Genomic DNA, 14036 nt, shown 5'->3' with positions numbered 1-14036 from the left:
TGGAATTGCTTAAGCCGCCGCCCGTGCCTCGCGGAACGACACCAGCTTGCGGCGGTTTTCGTCCCACAATGCCAGTTTGACGCAGCGCAAGCTTTCGAGCAGCGTAACCCGTCCGATGTCGCGCAACTCGGGATAATCCCGCAGCACTTCCTGCAACCGGTAGCACGGCACCTTGGCCGAGAGGTGATGGACGTGATGGACACCGATGTTGCCGGTGAGCCAGTTCAGCACCGGCGGGAGATCGTAATACGACGATCCGTGCAAGGCGGCGTGCTGGAATTCCCAGTCGGCATCCTTCGCCCATTCTGTTTCCTCGAACTGGTGCTGGACGTAGAACAGCCAGATGCCGGCCGAACCGGCGAGGATGACGATCGGCAGGTGAACCACCAGGAAAGCGCCCGGGCCGACGAACCAGATAAGGACGGCTGCTGCGACCGCGATGCCAAGGTTGGTGGTCATCGACGACACCCAAGGGGTCAGGCCGCCGCGCATCATGCCGACGGGTAGCCTCTGCTCGAAGATGAAAAGCCAGATCGGACCGAGCCCGAACATCACCAGCGGATGGCGATAGAGACGATAGGCGAGGCGGCCCCGCCACGACATCTGCCGGTATTCTGCAACGGTCAGCGTCCGGATGTCGCCCATGCCGCGTTCGTCAAGATTGCCGGCGCTGGCGTGGTGCGTCGCGTGGGCGCGCCGCCAGCAATCGTAGGGCGTCAGCGTCAGGATGCCGAGCGCGCGGCCAATCCAGTCGTCCGCGTAACGATTGGCGAAGAAGGAGCCGTGGCCGCAATCGTGCTGGATCATGAAGATGCGCACCAGAAACCCGGCCGCGGGGAGGATGAGGACCAGTCCCCACCAATGGCCATAGGCATAAGCCGCCGAAGACAGCCCCCAGAGTATGGCGAATGGAATGAGGGTGATGGCGAGTTCGACGGCGCTGCGCCGCCTGTCAGGCTTCTTGTAGCGGGCGAGAATCTTCAACCAGGCGCGCTTGCTGTTGGCGACCGCCTCAGGGGAAATCATGTTCATCAGGAAGCATAGGCGGGGCGCCTCGCCGCCGCAAGGCAACATCACGCAAAATTACTGTGCGTAATTGTCGCGTGGCTTGGCGATCGAGCCTGCCAACCCGCCAAATCGACCTGCTGATGGCTCTGAGCGTCGGTTTTCCGCTGGTCGATCGCTATTCGCGATCGAGGATAGGGCAGCCGCGCTCGGTGCCAAAAGTCACGCGCACGCGGTCGCCGCCCTGTCTGCCGCGGACCGTGATCTCCCGGCGGCCGACGGACTCTATCCTTGCGCGGCGGATGCCCATTCGGTCTGCCTTGTCGAGAGCCCGGTCTTCCGTGCAGCCTCGTTGACGGCGGTCGCGCCGATCGTCGCGACGGGGGCCTTCGCAATCGTCGTAGGCGGGGTCGCAATCTTCCATGAGCTTCAGCCGCGGGCCATGTTTGCCCAATTGCAGCTGAAGATTGTCTGCTTGTGCCGGAAAGGCCGCCAAGGTGAGGGCGCCGAGGCCGACAAACGCTATCAGCGATGAGGTGATCGAAACCTTGCGCATTTACGTCCTCCATTGAACCACAACACATCTATCCTTAGATGGTTCGGCTCTCCCCGGCTATTGCCGATAGGAGGTTTGCTGCCAAGATCGATTGTTGCGTTACGGCCGGCGCCAGCCGATGTCACCGCGCTCCGCCCCATCGAGGCGGTCGAGCAGTTCTCTGAACCGATCGGGGATGTCGGCCTCGGTGCGGAAGGCCGGCAAGGTGCGCAGAAAGCGGGTCACCGCCTCGGCGCCGAACTGGCGCCTGATCTCGATGGCCAGCCCCTCTGCCTTTTCGCCCATGTTGCGGGTCATCATCTCAAAATCCTGTGTCGGCTTCGAAACTCCTGCAGCAAGAGAATGGTTCCCCCATCATGCCTGTATGGCAAGCAAAGCCCGCGGTTAAGGTAAAATTTGAATTAAAGTCGAAATGTCTTGCCTGTCATTGTCCGGCCTTGGCCGGCGGCTTCCATAGTCGCTTACCCCTTGATTTTTGGCCGCCAAACATCGATATCGGGCACAAAATCCACATCATTCGAGATTGACGGGAAACGGCGATGAGCGACCAGGCAAAAGACGAACGCGCGCCCGACGAAGTCGAGGCGACCGAGCCCGCAGCCGAGCGCACGGAAGGCAGCACCGACGGCGACTATGAAGCCCTTGTGCGGCTGCTGAAGGAAAATGAGGAGCTGAAGGACCGCGCGCTTCGCGTGGCGGCGGAGATGGAAAACCTGCGTCGCCGCACGGCGCGCGATGTGCACGATGCGCGCACCTACGCGGTCGCGAATTTCGCCCGCGACATGTTGTCGGTGTCGGACAATCTGCGCCGCGCGCTGGATGCGATTCCCGCCGAGGCCAAGGCATCGGGTGACGCCGGCTTCAAGGCGCTGATCGAAGGCGTCGACCTCACCGAGCGCGCCATGCTGTCGGCGCTGGAACGGCATGGGGTCAAGAAGCTCGCGCCTGAAGGCGAGAAGTTCGATCCCAATTTCCACCAGGCGATGTTCGAAGTGCCCAATCCGGATGTCCCGGCCAACACCGTGGTCCAGGTCGTGCAGCCGGGCTATTCGATCGGCGACCGCGTGCTGCGCCCGGCCATGGTCGGCGTCGCCAAGGGTGGTCCGAAGTTCGCCGCCGCTGAAGCACCGGTTGAGCCGGGGCCGGTGAATGAGCAGGCTGAGAAAGATGCGTAGTTAGGGCAGTAAGGGAGTAGGGGAGTAAGGGAGTAGGGGAGTAGGGAAGCGTACCAACGGTGCGGCTTTGTGATAAACATACTCTCCTATTCTCCTCTTCCCTTACTCCCCTGGTCTGCATGAATGCCATCGCGCTTCTCGACTATGCCGGTGTCGCCGTCTTCGCGGCGACCGGGGCGCTGGCGGCTTCGCGTAAGCAACTCGACATCATCGGCTTCCTGTTCCTGGCCAGCGTCACCGGGATAGGCGGTGGCACGCTTCGCGACGTTATCCTCAACCTGCCGGTTTTCTGGGTCGCCAACTCCGGCTATGTGCTGGTCTGCGCCGCGGTTGCGGTGCTGGTCTTCTTCAGCGCGCATCGTGTCGAATCGCGCTGGAAGTGGCTGCTCTGGCTCGACGCCATCGGGCTCGCCGCCTTTTCGGTGATGGGCGCGGCCAAGGGGCTTGCGATTACCGGCTCGCCGGTCGTGTCCGTCATCACCGGCGTGCTCACCGCCACTTTCGGCGGCATTTTGCGCGATCTCCTTGCGGGCGAGCCATCGGTGCTGCTCAGGCCCGAAATCTACGTCACGGCGGCCCTTGCGGGTGCAGGCCTCTACACGCTTGGCGATCTTGCCGGACTGCCGCCGCTCGCCTCGAACCTCGCCGGCTTTGCGGCGGCGTTCCTCGTGCGCGGTGGTGCGCTCAAATTCGGCTGGTCATTTCCGTCCTACAAGAGCCGACCCGGCAGGCGGCCGGAAGATATTTTGTGAAAGGAAGCGAATAGCGAATAGAGAGTAGCGAATAGGGGTTGAGCGAGATAGCTCCCGCTATTCTCTATTCGCCAGCGTCACGCAGCGAAGCGCTGGGCTTCGCCGCCATAATAGTTGACGTAGCGTGCGCCGATCTCCTTGACCGGCATCACGACGAATACATCGACCGTCGAGAATTCGCGATCGATGACGCAACCATCGCCGATGCGGGCACCGACGCGCAGATAGCCCTTGACCAAAGGCGGCATCGCGGCGATCGCCGCCTTGGCATTGACGGCCTCGATCGGCATCAGATCCATCGAGCAATAGCGCCCGGACACAGCGCGCACGTCCCAGGCCGAATTCGTCCGGCAGTGGTGGGCGAGGTAGGTGAGCGCTTCGGCATGCGCCGCCGGCACGGTGCCGTGAAAGGACGCGCAACCGGTCATCACACCGATTTCGTAATGATTGATGTAAGCCCAGATGCCTTGCCACAACGCCTCGATGGTGCGCTTCGAGCGGTATTCCGGCAAAACGCAGGAGCGGCCGAGTTCAAGGAAACGCTGGCCGGGGTGGCGGGCGATGAGCTTGGTCAGCTCGAATTCACCTTCGGAATAGAAGCCACCGGCCGTGGCCGCGATTTCTTGCCGCAGCAGCCGATATGTGCCGACGATGCGGCGATGTTCGGGACCGGAAAGCGTGGTGTCCAAAACCAGCAGATGGTCGCAGAGCGGATCGAACCGGTCGGCGTCCCGGCGGTCATGGGCCTGGAACAGGTCCTTCCTGGCGCCAAGTTCGTCGTAGAACACCCGGTAGCGCACTTCCTGCGCGGCCGCGATCTCGGCCTCGTTGCGAGCGAGCCGCACTTCAAGATTGCCTATACGGCCCAGCGCAGCGCCCTTTATGACGGAATCGACGTTACGTCCGGCAAGCAAGGCGCTGCTGGCGTTCGGCCGAGTGTCACATTCCGGCATAACTGTATGCACGAGTGATTCTCCTTCGAGCCATCCCTCTTGGCACGGGGATACGGTGTAGGTGCAACAGGATTGTGACAGTACCGTGATACGACGTCATGGGCAATACTTCGTCGGCTGGCGAATACGATCAACCGGCTACGTTTAAGTGATCGCCTGTGCCGAATGGCGGTGGAAAGCTCAGGCCGCGACGACCTGCCCCTCGACGGCATTGACCAGCGCTTCGGGGTCGAGCGGTTTGGTGACAAAGCCGCTGGCGCCATGGGCCAACACCGCATGACGGGTCTTTTCCTGGCTGTCGGCCGACAGCACCATGATCGGCACCGGCCGCACGGCACTTTCTTCCTCATGGCGGCGGATGGCGGCGATCGCGTCCAGCCCGTCCATGACCGGCATGTGCAGATCCATCAAGACCACGTCGAAGCGGTCCTTGTGCGCGGCGCCGGTGACAGCCTCGACGGCGGCCTTGCCGTTGCCGACCACCTTGACGCGATGCCCGGCCTTCAGCAGCGTGGCGCGGGCCAGCATGGCGTTGATGTCATTGTCCTCGGCGATCAGCACTGACAGGCCGCGCTGGCGGTTGCCGACGGCCCGCAGCGACGGTGCGCCGCGCTTTTCCGGCGGCGGCGGGCCGAGGCTCGGAGCATGGCTGCTCAGCAGAACACGCAGAAGTGTTCCGCCACGCACCGGCCTGGCCAGGAAGGTTGCGTAGCCGCTGGCGCGGAACTCGCCAAGCATGCCGCGATCGGTCGGGGCGATCAGCGTGATCGCCTCACAGTCGGAGAAACCGCTCTGGCGCAGGCGCTTGAGCAGCCTTCCGTCGCCTTCTTCCATCGCTGCATCGACCAGGATCGCATCGCAGCCGGCGGCGAAAGGCGCGGCCTGTGCGGCAGTGGTGGCGATGTCGACCGCGCCGCCATTGGCGCGGATGGTGCGGGCGATGGCGTCGGCCTCGACAGCGTTCTTCGACAGGATCACCGCGCGTCTGCCCGAGAGAGCATTCTGGTGGCCCTGTGGCGCTTCGGTGGCCGCTATCGCAGGGATTTCGAAGACGAATTCGGATCCCTGGCCGAGCCGGCTGGATACCGAGATCGTGCCGCCCATGGCGGCCACCAGGCGCCTGGAGATGGCAAGGCCGAGGCCGGCCCCGCCATGCGTGCGTGTCGACGTGCCGTCGGCCTGTTCGAACTCCTCGAAAATGCGCTCCAGGTCGGCATCACGAAGGCCCGGACCGGTATCGGCGATGGTGAAGCATATGCGGTCGCTGGTTTCGGTGCGTGCGCGTGCTATGCTCACCAGCACGCCGCCGCTGTCGGTGAACTTGATGGCGTTGCCGATGAGGTTGAGAAGCACCTGCCTGACCTTGCCCGGATCGGCGGTGATCAATTGCGGCACGTCGGGTTCGACATGGCAACCCAGTCCGATATCCTTGGCGAAGGCGCGCGCGGCCAGCAATTCGATAATGTTGTCGGCGATCTCGCGCACCGACATCGGCTGCGGCTCGGGATCGAAGCGCCCGGCTTCGATCTTGGAATAGTCGAGAAGATCCTCGATCAGGGCAAGCAATGCGCTGGCCGAGGTCGAGACGGCGCCGACATAGGTCTGCTGCTCCGGCGACAGGCTGGTGTCGGCGAGCAACCTGGCCATCCCCATGATGCCGTTCATCGGGGTGCGGATTTCATGGCTGACGGTGGCGAGGAAGCGCGATTTGGCCTGGCTGGCATATTCGGCCCGTTCGCGCGCGGTGATCAGCGAGGATTCGGCGCGTTTGCGGGCGGTGATGTCGCGGGCGATGGCGCGGTGTGAAACGGCGCCGCTGTCCTTGTCGCGCACCGACAGTTCGATCCAAGAGAACCAGCGCTGCCCGCTCGGCGTGCTGATGGAGACATCGGTGGAACTCAGACACTCATGGTCGGAAAAGGCGGCATCGGGAACCATGCCGACCTCGATGCCCAGTTCTGCCAGGGTCTTGCCGGCAAGGTCGCGCTGGTCGACCTCGACGAGATCGGCGAAGACCTTGTTGGCATAGACGATGTAGCCGTCGCGGTCGCGATGGATGACGAGATCGCCAAGCGCGTCGATCAGGCCGCGAAAGCGCTCGTCGCTCTCCTGCATCTCCCACATGCGGTCGGCCAGCGTCTCTATCTCGGCGCGGCTGCGGGCAGTGGTTTCGTCAAGAAGGGCGGAGGTGCGATGTTCGCTCCGCCTGGCGCGCAGATGCAGGGCAAGGCCGGCAAGGCCGGTTGCCAGCAATGCGACGCTGATGAAGATCGGTGCCCCGGTCAGATGCGCCAGCCCGGCCACCAACACGATGGCGACGAATGTCAGAAAGGGCAGGCTTTCGCGCCTGGAGAATTCCGGCTCGGGCACCAGCGGCGGCGCGGCGACGAAGCGCCGCGTCGACGCCGGCGGGAGCACCGCATCGACGTCGTCGCCAGTGTCCGCCTGTTGGCTGCCGGATTCCGCGATCATGCGAAATCCTTGCCAGACAGAGATTATGGAAAATTGCGGCGGATCGTTCGAATTTTAGCGGATGAGCGCTTTTTGCCGAGGCGCGGCGGGTTTGCCACCAGATCTGGCGATTCCATCCCTTCCGGCAGTTGGGCGGAGTCACATATCCACGACGACGCGGCCGCGGATCTTGCCGTCGACGATGTCGCGCGCGGCATCGACGATGCCGTCGAACCCGATGGTGCTGGACAGGCTGGCGAGCTTCTGCAGATCGAGGTCGGTGGCGATGCGGCGCCATGCCTCGAGGCGGACTGCTTTCGGCGCCATCACTGAATCGATGCCGAGCAATGAGACGCCGCGCAGGATGAAGGGCGCGACGCTGGCCGGCAGGTCCATGCCGCCGGCCAGGCCGCAGGCGGCGACCGCGCCGCCATAGGAGGTCATCGAGAGCACATTGGCCAGCGTGTGGCTACCGACGGCGTCGATGCCGCCGGCCCAGCGCTCCTTGGCCAGCGGCTTGGCCGGCTGGGCAAGCTCGTCGCGCGATATCACTTCGGCGGCGCCAAGGTCGATCAGATAGGGGCTTTCGGCATTGCGGCCGGTGGAAGCAATGACATGGTAGCCGAGGCTGGACAGGATCGAGACCGCTACCGAGCCGACGCCGCCGGCCGCCCCCGTCACCACCACCGGGCCGCGATCGGGCAGGATGCCGTGCCGTTCCAGGGCCATGACGCAGAGCATGGCGGTGTAGCCTGCGGTGCCGACGGCCATCGCGTCATGCGTGCTGATGCCTTGCGGCAGCGGCACCAGCCAGTCGCCCTTGACGCGGGCACGGCCTGCATAGGCGCCGAAATGGGTTTCGCCGACGCCCCAGCCGTTCAGAATGACCTTGTCTCCGGTGCGCCAGTCGGGATGCGAGGACGAGACGACGGTGCCGGCGAAATCGATGCCCGGCACCAGCGGCCAGCGGCGGATCACCGGCGCCTTGCCTGTGATCGCCAGGCCATCCTTGTAGTTCACCGTCGTTGCCTCGACCGCGACGGTGACATCGCCTTCCATCAGGTCGGCCTCAGTGAAATCGGTTACGTTGACCGACTGCTTTTTCTCGGCGTCACGCGAAACGAGGATGGCTTTGAAGGTTTCGGACATGTCTTTCTCCGCGATCTTGTTTGGCGACATGAACTGTGCGGCGATGGCCGCACGGGGTCAATCCTTGGAAGGCCTGGCTTTGGGTTCGCGTCCCCAGCCGAACAGCTCGTTGAAGACGACCAGTGCCGCGCCCACCGAGATGAAGGCGTCGGCAAGGTTGAAGACGGCGAAGGACCACACCGGCGTGTGAAACAGGATGTAGTCGATGACGTGGCCGTAGACGGCGCGGTCGATCAGATTGCCCAGAGCGCCACCGACGATCAGCGCAAAGCCGGTGCGGGCAAGGATCTGGGACGGCGCGATCCGCGTCGCCAGGAACAGCACGAAAGCAACGACGACAAGCGAGATGACGATCAGCCCGGTGTCGCCGAAGGACGAGAACATCGAGAAGGCGATGCCGGTATTGTAGGTGCGGAACAGCGCCAGGAAGGGCAGCAGATCAACCTTCTCCTGAAAAGGCAGATCGGCCTCGACCAGGTATTTTACCCACTGGTCGAGCGCGATGGCCGCGACGACGAGCAGTGCGTAGGGAGACCATGATCTCACGGGCGGGCAACCTTCATTGCTGGTCCAGGATTGGCTCGAGCTTGAGCGCGCCGCGCCGGATCTCGAACAGCATGATGCCGGTGGCAACGGCCAGATTGAGCGAATCGGCACGGCCGGCTTGCGGAATCCTGAGCAGCCTGTCGCAGCTCGCAGCCAGGCTTTCGGGCAGTCCCTGCTGCTCGTTGCCCATCATCAGCAGCACGGGCCCGCGTGAAAAATCGACCGAGCGGTAGTCGACGGCGCCTTTCAGGTGGGTGCCGGCGACTAGCCCTGAGAAGCCGCCTCGCCAGGTAAGGAAAGCCTCGGTTGTCGCCTTGGCCACCGGCACGGCAAAGATCGAACCCATGGTGGCGCGCACCGTTTCCACGGAGAACGGATCAGTGGTATCGCCGACCAGGATGACGCCTTTGGCGCCGACTGCATCGACGGTGCGGATGACGGTGCCGAGATTGCCGGGATCGCGTACCCGGTCGAGAGCCACCCAGACGTCGCCATTGTCGGCGCGGACATCCTTCAAGGCGAGGAATTTTTGCGAAAAGACGCCCACCACCATTTGCGGATTGTCGCGACGGGTGATGGCGACCAGCACCTTTTCCGACACTTCGAGCACCATGCCGCCGGCGGCAACCGTGCGTGCGGCCACCTTCTCCACCGCCGCGTTGCCGCGCCCGGCCTTGGCGAAAACCAATGTCCTGATCTGCCAGCCGAGATCGAGCGCATCGATAACCAGCTTCAACCCTTCGGCCATGAAGGCGTTCTGCTGGTCGCGGAATTTCTTCTGAGCGAGCGCCTTGATGTCCTTGACCAGCGGATTGGCGAGGCTGGTGACCTCCTTCACCTGGCCAGGTGCGCCTGCATGCCGCTCGTTCATTCAGCCACCCAGCGCGAAAACAATGAGGTCGAGAGCGCCCGGCCAGCGGACTTTTCACGGATGATCAGCTCACCCGATTCAATCTTGCCGCCCATGCCGGCAAAGGTATCGCGCATCAAGGCGTGGATGGCGAAGAAGGAGGCGCGGATCGAATAGGCGGTCAGCACCACGGCAAGCGGCTTCGGCGTCAGGATCGCCCGGCAGAGATCGGTCAAATCGGGCAGGTCCTCGAACAATTGCCAGACCTCGCCCTTAGGGCCACGGCCATAGGCCGGCGGGTCGAACAGGATGATGTCGTAGCGGCTGCCGCGGCGCTCCTCGCGCTCGGCGAATTTGACCGCGTCGTCGACGATCCAGCGGATCGGCTTGCTGCCGAGGCCGGCCATCTCCTGGTTTTCACGGGCCCAGCCGATCGCTTTCTTCGAGGCATCGACATGGGTGACCTCGGCGCCGGCGCGAGCCGCCACCAATGAGGCGAGACCGGTATAGCCGAACAGGTTCAGCACCTTGACCGGCCGCTTCGCCGCCGCGATCAGCCCGGCCATGTGATCCCAATGGGAGGCCTGCTCGGGAAAGACGCCGACATGACGAAACGAGGTGAAACGGCCGAGATAGTCGATGCCGTCATGCTTCATCGGCCAGGTCTCGCCGAGCGGCAGCTTGGGGAAACGCCAGCGGCCGATGCCCTCCTCGTCGGTGTCGCCGGTGAAGACGGCGTCGGCCCGCTCCCATTCCTTTGCCGGCAAGGCCTTTTGCCAGATCGCCTGGCCCTCGGGCCGCACGATACGGTAGGGGCCATATTGTTCGAGCTTTTGGCCGGTGCCGCTGTCGAGCAGCGCATAATCGGCATTGGGCGCCACTTCCAGGATCACGGGAAGATGTTCGGTGGGCAGGGCGCCTTCGCGGCGGGCCAGGATGCGCGGGGCCGAGTTCGGTTCGGAACGACTTTCCGTCTTCGACTCATGGCGCTCGCGCGGTGGTGCTTCCGGTCTGGCAGGAGCCTGGCCGGGACGCGGACGTGACACGTCCGCCGCACCCTTCGCGGATGGATGTGGACGGTTGTCGCGGCGTTTGTCGCGAAAAGACTTCAAGCGGGGGCAACTCCGAACGGCGTGGCCGCTTTTGACATAGGGCAACCGGCTTCGCAACCAACTCCGACAGGTCGGCCTCTCCGGTTCAGGTTGGCCGTGGTGGACCAATGTCAAGGAAACAGGCAAATCTAGCGGATGTCCCGCTCCGAACGCCTACTCGACCTCATACAGTGCTTGCGCCGGCATCGCCGGCCGGTGAGCGGGCACATGCTCGCCGACGAGATGGGCGTTTCGATCCGCACGCTCTACCGCGATATCGCGACGCTGCAGGGCCAGGGCGCGCCGATCGAGGGCGAGGCGGGTGTCGGTTATGTGCTCAAGCCCGGCTTCATGCTGCCGCCGCTGATGTTCAGCGACGAGGAGATCGAAGCCATCGTGCTCGGCTCGCGCTGGGTCGCCAAGCAGCCCGACCAGCGTCTCTCTGCCGCCGCCGCCAACGCGTTGGCCAAGATCGCGGCGGTCCTGCCGGACGATCTGCGCGAGGATCTCGACGCGAGCACACTGCTGGTCGGCCCTCCCGCCACGGCCATCGAGACCATCGACCTTGGCCTCGTACGGCAAGCCATCCGCAACGAGCGCAAGCTCGGCTTTCTTTACCGCGCCCCCGGCGGCGCTGCGTCCGAGCGTGTCGTGTGGCCATTTGCGCTGGGCTTCTTCGACAAGGTGCGGGTGGTGGTGGCGTGGTGCGAGATGCGGCACGGTTTCCGGCATTTTCGCGCCGATCGCATCGCCGAACTCCAAGCAACGGACACGCGCTATCCGCGTCGTCGCCAGGCGCTGCTCAAGGAATGGCGGGCAACGCTCGACAAGCCGCGTGGTTCGAGATGACTGCTGCCATAATCTGACAGTAGCCCATCTTATGGTCGCCAAGTCGAAGCACCGAACCTTGGAGAGCAGATATGGCCATCCCGAATTTCGTCATCCTCTATGTCGACCAGCCGCTTGAGAGCGGCGCCTTCTACAGCGCGCTGCTCGGCCGTGAGCCGGTTGAAAGTTCGCCGACCTTCGTGCTGTTCGTGCTCGATGCCGGCTTCAAGTTCGGCCTGTGGTCGCGCCATACGGTGGAGCCGGCAGCCGCCATGTCAGGCGGTGGCGCCGAAATCGTCTTTGCGCTGGATACGCCCGATGCGGTCGATGCCACCCATGCCGACTGGTCCGGGCGCGGGCTGACAATTCTGCAGACGCCAACCGACATGGATTTCGGCCGTACTTTTGTCGCGCTCGATCCCGACAATCATCGCCTGCGCGTCTATTGGCTGTCCGATGGCGAACAGGCCAATGGTGACCAGAAATGAGCGCGTACTGGATCGCGGTGGCATCGGCCGAACATGTCCGGCGGGGTCGCGCAGCCGGCTTCATGCAGGTCAACCACGGCAAGGCGGCACCGCTGCGTCGCGTCAAGCCAGGCGATGGCATCGTCTACTACTCGCCGAACACTGTTTTGGGCGAGAAAGATGGCCTGCGGGCCTTCACCGCGATCGGCATCGTGCGGGAAGGCGAGCCCTATCAGGGCGATATGGGCGCCGGCTTCACGCCCTTCCGCCGCGATGTGGCGTGGGCCAAGGCCGAGGAAGCGCCGATCAAGCCGCTGCTCGACAGGCTGGACTTCACCATGGCCAAGTCGAACTGGGGTTATCAGCTTCGCTTTGGCCTTTTCGAAATCGGGGATCACGATTTTCGTGTGATCGCCGACGCGATGAGCGCCAAAATGGCTGTACCGGCGAACTAGGCCGTGAGCGCCTTGTAGACGGCAATGCCGGCGGCAAGATCCTCGAGCGCCGCGCCGACCGACTTGAACAGCGTGATCTCCCCAGCGCTCTCGCGACCCTTCTTCTGGCCGCGCGCTAATTCGTGCAGATCGGCGACGATGGTTTCCGGCTTCAGCACGCCGGAGGCCAGCGGTTGGACGATGTCGCCGGCTTCCTTGGTGGCGCCGGCGCGGGTGTCGACATAGACGCGGGCAAGCCTGATCGCGTCGTCGTCGCTCTCGCGCATCGTCGGCGTAAAGCCTCCGACCAGGTCGACATGGGTTCCCGGCCGCAACAATGCGCCCTTGATCAGCGGCGTCGTCGTGATCGTCGCCGAGGAGACGATGTCGGCCTGCCCAAGCTCGGCATCGAGATCGCTCGCCGCGCTGGCTGCAAAACCCTCGGCGCGCAGGTCGGCGGCGACTTTCTCGGCATTGGCCGGGGTGCGGTTCCAGATGCGGATGGTCTTGATCGGCCGTACGGCCGAGTGCGCCTTGGCGAGGAAGGGCGACAGCGCGCCGGCGCCGACCACCAGCAGCCGCGAGGCATCGTCGCGGGCGAGATAGGAGGCCGCGAGCGCCGAAGCGCAGGCGGTCCGCCACTGTGTCAGCCGCTGGCCGTCGATCAAGGCTTCAGGTTCGCCGGTGGCGCCGTTAAGCAGAAGGTAGAGTCCCATCACCGCCGGCTTGCCGATGGCGTTGTTGTCGGGGGACACGGTGACGATCTTGACGCCGACGTGACCGCCGGTCGATGTGCCCGCCGCGTTGAGATCGGTCCAGGCCGGCATCAAAAGCAGTGTGGAGGCGGCACCATCTGGCCGCTCGATCGTATGATGATGCCTGACCGGCTGCACCGCACCGTCGCGAAACGCCGTGCGCAGCGTCTCGACCAGCCCGGCAAAGCTCAGCGCATGGTCGACCTCTGCGGCCGAAATGGTCAGCATGAAAAACTCCGTGGGGACAAAACCGCCGACGGGCGGCTCAAGCGGTCGGCTTCGGCAATGCGGACCCTTGGGCGGACCCTTGGGCGGAGCCTGGGGCCTGGCTTTGCGGTACCGCCGGCGCACGGCTGACCGCCTGGCGCAGGTTCTCGGCTTCGACGCCGCGCTGGCGCGCCAGCTTGCGATAGCGGCCCTGCTTGACCCAGGTTGCCAGGCTGCCGATGATCATGCCGATGGCGAGTGCCAGGAACAGGAAGATGAACAGCGGCAAAGTCAGGGTCAGCTTCGGATTGCCGGGGTTGAACGGATCGAGCGTGAAGGCGACCAGTTCGCGGTTGGCAACGGCGAGTGCGATCAGGATGATCGCCAGGGGCACGAAGATCGCGATGAGCATGAAGCGATTGAACATGATGTTTTCCGTCGGAAGCTGGCCTGTCCGAAAGGCCGTCAGGCGCTGACGTCGCGCCTACTTGCCGCCGTTCAGCCTTTCACGCAGTTCCTTGCCGGTCTTGAAGAACGGCACCCATTTCTCCTCGACCTCGACGGATTCGCCGGTGCGCGGATTGCGACCGGTGCGGGCGGGACGATTCTTCACCGAAAAAGCGCCGAAGCCTCGCAACTCGACCCGGTTGCCTTCGGCAAGGGCGTCGGTGATTTCATCGAAGATGGCGCCGACGATGTTTTCGACGTCGCGCAGGAAAAGATGCGGATTGCGCGTGGCAATAATCTGCACAAGTTCGGACTTGATCATGAGACGGGTCCCCGTGAAAGCAGTGCGGTCAAAATTATGAGGATGATT

17 protein-coding genes are annotated in these 14036 nt (G+C 64.0%); 5 read left to right on the top strand and 12 right to left on the bottom strand.

Going from position 1 to position 14036, the window contains the following annotated elements:
- Positions 1-9: 9 nt before the first annotated feature.
- From AC0L24_RS07520 to AC0L24_RS07510, 3 genes are all read right to left on the bottom strand, one after another.
- Positions 10-1032: a fatty acid desaturase gene (locus AC0L24_RS07520; protein WP_127273297.1), complete on the bottom strand. Its 1023-nt coding sequence runs from the start codon at positions 1030-1032 to the stop codon at positions 10-12.
- Between the two features lie 151 nt (positions 1033-1183).
- Positions 1184-1561, bottom strand: coding sequence for a hypothetical protein (locus AC0L24_RS07515; RefSeq protein WP_127397791.1), 378 nt, complete (start codon positions 1559-1561; stop codon positions 1184-1186).
- 99 nt (positions 1562-1660) lie between these two features.
- The gene (locus AC0L24_RS07510) at positions 1661-1861 is read right to left on the bottom strand and encodes a hypothetical protein (protein ID WP_127319283.1); all 201 of its coding nucleotides are present in this window, start codon (positions 1859-1861) and stop codon (positions 1661-1663) included.
- Between the two features lie 239 nt (positions 1862-2100).
- On the opposite strand from AC0L24_RS07510, the gene grpE reads away from it, so the two are divergent.
- On the top strand, positions 2101-2736 hold the full coding sequence (grpE, locus tag AC0L24_RS07505) for a nucleotide exchange factor GrpE (protein WP_027161324.1): 636 nt from the start codon (positions 2101-2103) through the stop codon (positions 2734-2736).
- A 119-nt stretch (positions 2737-2855) separates the two neighbouring features.
- Positions 2856-3488, top strand: a complete 633-nt coding sequence (locus AC0L24_RS07500; protein WP_127319279.1) for a trimeric intracellular cation channel family protein — start codon at positions 2856-2858, stop codon at positions 3486-3488.
- 77 nt (positions 3489-3565) lie between these two features.
- Here the strand turns inward: AC0L24_RS07500 and olsB are convergent, their stop codons facing one another.
- The 6 genes from olsB to AC0L24_RS07470 form a co-directional block, all read right to left on the bottom strand.
- Entirely contained in the window at positions 3566-4441 is an 876-nt protein-coding gene (gene olsB, locus AC0L24_RS07495; RefSeq protein ID WP_023812526.1) for a l-ornithine N(alpha)-acyltransferase, read from the bottom strand.
- Between the two features lie 180 nt (positions 4442-4621).
- Positions 4622-6913, bottom strand: coding sequence for a hybrid sensor histidine kinase/response regulator (locus AC0L24_RS07490; RefSeq protein WP_127809307.1), 2292 nt, complete (start codon positions 6911-6913; stop codon positions 4622-4624).
- A 138-nt stretch (positions 6914-7051) separates the two neighbouring features.
- A complete protein-coding gene (acuI, locus tag AC0L24_RS07485) occupies positions 7052-8041 on the bottom strand; it encodes an acrylyl-CoA reductase (NADPH) (RefSeq protein ID WP_127809308.1) in 990 nt (329 codons plus the stop codon).
- Positions 8042-8098: 57 nt separating this feature from the next.
- Positions 8099-8587, bottom strand: a complete 489-nt coding sequence (gene lspA / locus AC0L24_RS07480) for a signal peptidase II (protein WP_473563607.1) — start codon at positions 8585-8587, stop codon at positions 8099-8101.
- Between the two features lie 13 nt (positions 8588-8600).
- The gene (locus AC0L24_RS07475) at positions 8601-9458 is read right to left on the bottom strand and encodes a TrmH family RNA methyltransferase (protein ID WP_127809310.1); all 858 of its coding nucleotides are present in this window, start codon (positions 9456-9458) and stop codon (positions 8601-8603) included.
- Entirely contained in the window at positions 9455-10549 is a 1095-nt protein-coding gene (locus AC0L24_RS07470) for an RsmD family RNA methyltransferase (RefSeq protein ID WP_127809311.1), read from the bottom strand. The genes AC0L24_RS07475 and AC0L24_RS07470 overlap by 4 nt, the downstream gene beginning before the upstream one ends.
- Before the next feature lie 135 nt (positions 10550-10684).
- Between AC0L24_RS07470 and AC0L24_RS07465 the strand changes: the two genes are divergently transcribed.
- The 3 genes from AC0L24_RS07465 (at position 10685) to AC0L24_RS07455 (ending at position 12278) form a co-directional block, all read left to right on the top strand.
- The gene (locus AC0L24_RS07465) at positions 10685-11377 is read left to right on the top strand and encodes a helix-turn-helix transcriptional regulator (RefSeq protein WP_127809312.1); all 693 of its coding nucleotides are present in this window, start codon (positions 10685-10687) and stop codon (positions 11375-11377) included.
- 71 nt (positions 11378-11448) lie between these two features.
- Positions 11449-11844: a VOC family protein gene (locus AC0L24_RS07460; RefSeq protein ID WP_127809313.1), complete on the top strand. Its 396-nt coding sequence runs from the start codon at positions 11449-11451 to the stop codon at positions 11842-11844.
- Positions 11841-12278 carry an EVE domain-containing protein gene (locus AC0L24_RS07455; RefSeq protein WP_127271652.1) on the top strand — a complete coding sequence of 146 codons (438 nt, stop codon included), beginning with the start codon at positions 11841-11843 and terminating at the stop codon, positions 12276-12278. Before AC0L24_RS07460 ends, AC0L24_RS07455 begins: the two co-directional genes overlap by 4 nt.
- On the opposite strand, the gene lhpI is transcribed toward AC0L24_RS07455, so the two are convergent.
- The 3 genes from lhpI to AC0L24_RS07440 are packed head-to-tail and all read right to left on the bottom strand — an operon-like array spanning position 12275 to position 13988.
- On the bottom strand, positions 12275-13240 hold the full coding sequence (gene lhpI, locus AC0L24_RS07450; RefSeq protein WP_127809314.1) for a bifunctional Delta(1)-pyrroline-2-carboxylate/Delta(1)-piperideine-2-carboxylate reductase: 966 nt from the start codon (positions 13238-13240) through the stop codon (positions 12275-12277). The genes AC0L24_RS07455 and lhpI overlap by 4 nt on opposite strands.
- 37 nt (positions 13241-13277) lie before the next feature.
- On the bottom strand, positions 13278-13646 hold the full coding sequence (locus tag AC0L24_RS07445) for a LapA family protein (protein ID WP_127809315.1): 369 nt from the start codon (positions 13644-13646) through the stop codon (positions 13278-13280).
- A 57-nt stretch (positions 13647-13703) separates the two neighbouring features.
- A complete protein-coding gene (locus AC0L24_RS07440) occupies positions 13704-13988 on the bottom strand; it encodes an integration host factor subunit beta (protein ID WP_006200394.1) in 285 nt (94 codons plus the stop codon).
- Between the last annotated feature and the right edge of the window lie 48 nt (positions 13989-14036).

Source organism: Mesorhizobium sp. WSM4809, from assembly GCF_055811655.1.
Note: the sequence above shows the minus strand (reverse complement) of the source record. Positions and strands in the feature narration are given on the sequence as shown.

What these genes read in the sequence shown, in the direction of transcription:
- AC0L24_RS07520 (WP_127273297.1), bottom strand. Translation starts at nt 1,032, where the DNA reads ATGAACATGATTTCCCCTGAGGCGGTCGCCAACAGCAAGCGCGCCTGG.
- AC0L24_RS07445 (WP_127809315.1), bottom strand. Translation starts at nt 13,646, where the DNA reads ATGTTCAATCGCTTCATGCTCATCGCGATCTTCGTGCCCCTGGCGATC.
- AC0L24_RS07475 (WP_127809310.1), bottom strand. Translation starts at nt 9,458, where the DNA reads ATGAACGAGCGGCATGCAGGCGCACCTGGCCAGGTGAAGGAGGTCACC.
- AC0L24_RS07455 (WP_127271652.1), top strand. Translation starts at nt 11,841, where the DNA reads ATGAGCGCGTACTGGATCGCGGTGGCATCGGCCGAACATGTCCGGCGG.
- AC0L24_RS07490 (WP_127809307.1), bottom strand. Translation starts at nt 6,913, where the DNA reads ATGATCGCGGAATCCGGCAGCCAACAGGCGGACACTGGCGACGACGTC.
- AC0L24_RS07440 (WP_006200394.1), bottom strand. Translation starts at nt 13,988, where the DNA reads ATGATCAAGTCCGAACTTGTGCAGATTATTGCCACGCGCAATCCGCAT.
- grpE (WP_027161324.1), top strand. Translation starts at nt 2,101, where the DNA reads ATGAGCGACCAGGCAAAAGACGAACGCGCGCCCGACGAAGTCGAGGCG.
- AC0L24_RS07500 (WP_127319279.1), top strand. Translation starts at nt 2,856, where the DNA reads ATGAATGCCATCGCGCTTCTCGACTATGCCGGTGTCGCCGTCTTCGCG.
- acuI (WP_127809308.1), bottom strand. Translation starts at nt 8,041, where the DNA reads ATGTCCGAAACCTTCAAAGCCATCCTCGTTTCGCGTGACGCCGAGAAA.
- lhpI (WP_127809314.1), bottom strand. Translation starts at nt 13,240, where the DNA reads ATGCTGACCATTTCGGCCGCAGAGGTCGACCATGCGCTGAGCTTTGCC.
- AC0L24_RS07510 (WP_127319283.1), bottom strand. Translation starts at nt 1,861, where the DNA reads ATGATGACCCGCAACATGGGCGAAAAGGCAGAGGGGCTGGCCATCGAG.
- AC0L24_RS07465 (WP_127809312.1), top strand. Translation starts at nt 10,685, where the DNA reads ATGTCCCGCTCCGAACGCCTACTCGACCTCATACAGTGCTTGCGCCGG.
- AC0L24_RS07460 (WP_127809313.1), top strand. Translation starts at nt 11,449, where the DNA reads ATGGCCATCCCGAATTTCGTCATCCTCTATGTCGACCAGCCGCTTGAG.
- AC0L24_RS07515 (WP_127397791.1), bottom strand. Translation starts at nt 1,561, where the DNA reads ATGCGCAAGGTTTCGATCACCTCATCGCTGATAGCGTTTGTCGGCCTC.
- olsB (WP_023812526.1), bottom strand. Translation starts at nt 4,441, where the DNA reads ATGCCGGAATGTGACACTCGGCCGAACGCCAGCAGCGCCTTGCTTGCC.